The sequence below is a fragment of the Oceanobacter sp. 4_MG-2023 genome (assembly GCF_030689165.1).
In the GTDB taxonomy this organism is placed as follows: domain Bacteria; phylum Pseudomonadota; class Gammaproteobacteria; order Pseudomonadales; family Oceanobacteraceae; genus Oceanobacter.
Window position 1 is genome coordinate 1 of the sequence record NZ_JAUYVV010000057.1, and the last position, 1,946, is coordinate 1,946.

The 1,946-nt window shown below is 52.6% G+C and carries 1 protein-coding gene; it reads left to right on the plus strand.

All coding sequences use genetic code 11. The features are described 5' to 3' along the window. Window positions 1-1,946 (plus strand): cadherin repeat domain-containing protein (locus Q8W24_RS16710; protein ID WP_305476024.1); only part of this gene is annotated, 1,946 nt, incomplete at both ends.

Genomic DNA, 1,946 nt, shown 5'->3' on the forward strand with positions numbered 1-1,946 from the left:
GATACCGGCGATATCTCCGATGGCGTGACTTTCTCGCTCTCGGGCGATGATGCCGCCCTGTTCAGCATCAACAGCAGCACCGGCGAAGTGACCCTGTTGGCCGATCCCGACTACGAAACCCAATCCAGCTACTCATTTATCGTCACCGCTACCGATGGAGCCGGTAACCATACCGACCAAGCGGTTACCCTCGATGTCAACGACCTGGACGAAATAGCCCCTACGGCATCACTGATCTTGTCAATGGCAACGGAAGAGGTGACAGCCAGTATCGATAAAGACAATCTGTCTCCGCAGCTGACAGCACTGGGCAACAGCGGCGGTTATGCCCTGGTTTGGTACGGTAGTGATGGGGAAGGTGACAACACTATTTTTGCAAGAAGTTATGATAACCAGGGACAGCCAGTAGGTTACCTTATCTCTCTGGAAGCAACTGATGTGAGTCATGGTGAGGATGTTGATCCGCAAATCATTGCTATTGATGACAGCGGCCGCTTTGCAGTGACCTGGCAAGGAGATAACGGCAGTGGTACGTCATCCATTTATGTCCAACAGTTCGAAGCCGATGGCAGCCTCAGTGGCAGTACGGTGGAATTGGATGCAGTGACGGGACAGTCTGAGTTCACACCGCAAATTACTGCGTTGGCGAGCGGTGATTATGTGGTGACCTGGTACGATACCACTGATGTCTACGTACAGGCATTTAATGCCGATGGTTCACTGAAGGGCACACTGACAACGTTGTCAGGTTCCTGGGTCAGCCTGCCACCACAAATCAGTACCAGTGCAGATGATGGTTCTTACGTGGTGGTGTGGAGCAGCTTTGACAGCAGCTTTGATCTGACCGTGTTTGTCCAGCGCTTTAATGCCGATGGCAGCCCCAATGGTAGCCCCCTGTCCCTCGAAGCGACGGGAGTCAGTGATGGGAATGATGGTTCTGCCGTCGCTATGGCATTTGAGAGTGGGGGCTTTGTGGTTGCCTGGGCCGGTGACGATGGTCTTGGTCTATCAATATATGTGCAAACCATTGCTGCCGATGGCAGCCTGATTGGTAGTGCTGTGAAACTGGATGCTCCAGGCTATCCGGAAGGTGAGGATGTGCAGCCCGCACTGGCTCTGCTGGGTGATACAGGAGCCTACGTAGTGACCTGGCGTGGCACCGATGCAGAAGGTGATACCTCGATTTTTGTTCAGCTGTTCAATGCCGATGGATCATTAGCTGGTGACATCGTGACACTGGAAGCCACCGGTAACACAACAGGTAACGATACTTATTCGGAAGTTGCCGCATTCGGTGACAGTGGCGCCTGGGCCATTGTTTGGCAAGGAGAGGATGAACAGGGGGATCAGTCTGTTTTTGTTCAAAGATTCAATGCCGATGGCAGTCTGAATGGAACAGCAATAACACTGGAATCGCCTGATAACAGCAGTGGCGATGATCGTCTGCCACAAATTGTAGCGACAGGCTCAGATGGTGCCTTTATTGTTACATGGTACGGTATCGGTACTGATGGTTACTATCAGGTCTATAGTCAGCGATTTGATGCCAATGGTAGCGCTGTAGAAGTGGCTACAGAAAGCTATAGTCTCGGCGATATGGTGAGCCTGTACAGTAATGAAGCGGGCAGTGTCTATCTGGTTAGCAGCAGCATTAGCGTTAACGATATCAGTGATATTCTGACAGCAGACAGCAGCCTTTGGGTGTCGTCCAGCCTGGCAGCGGCTGGTAGCACAGAGGTGAATACTAGCGGCCTGCAATTGGGTGATTATTACGCTTACGCCGTTGATGAGGCGGGCAATATCAGTCTGGCTTCGGCCCGATATATCACGATTGCAGATATGACAGCTCCAACCTTTACCTCCAGCGCTGCCGGTTACGTGGTGAGCTGGACGACCGCCGACGACGGCGACGGCAGCGGTATTGTAGGCCAACGCTACGACGCCAA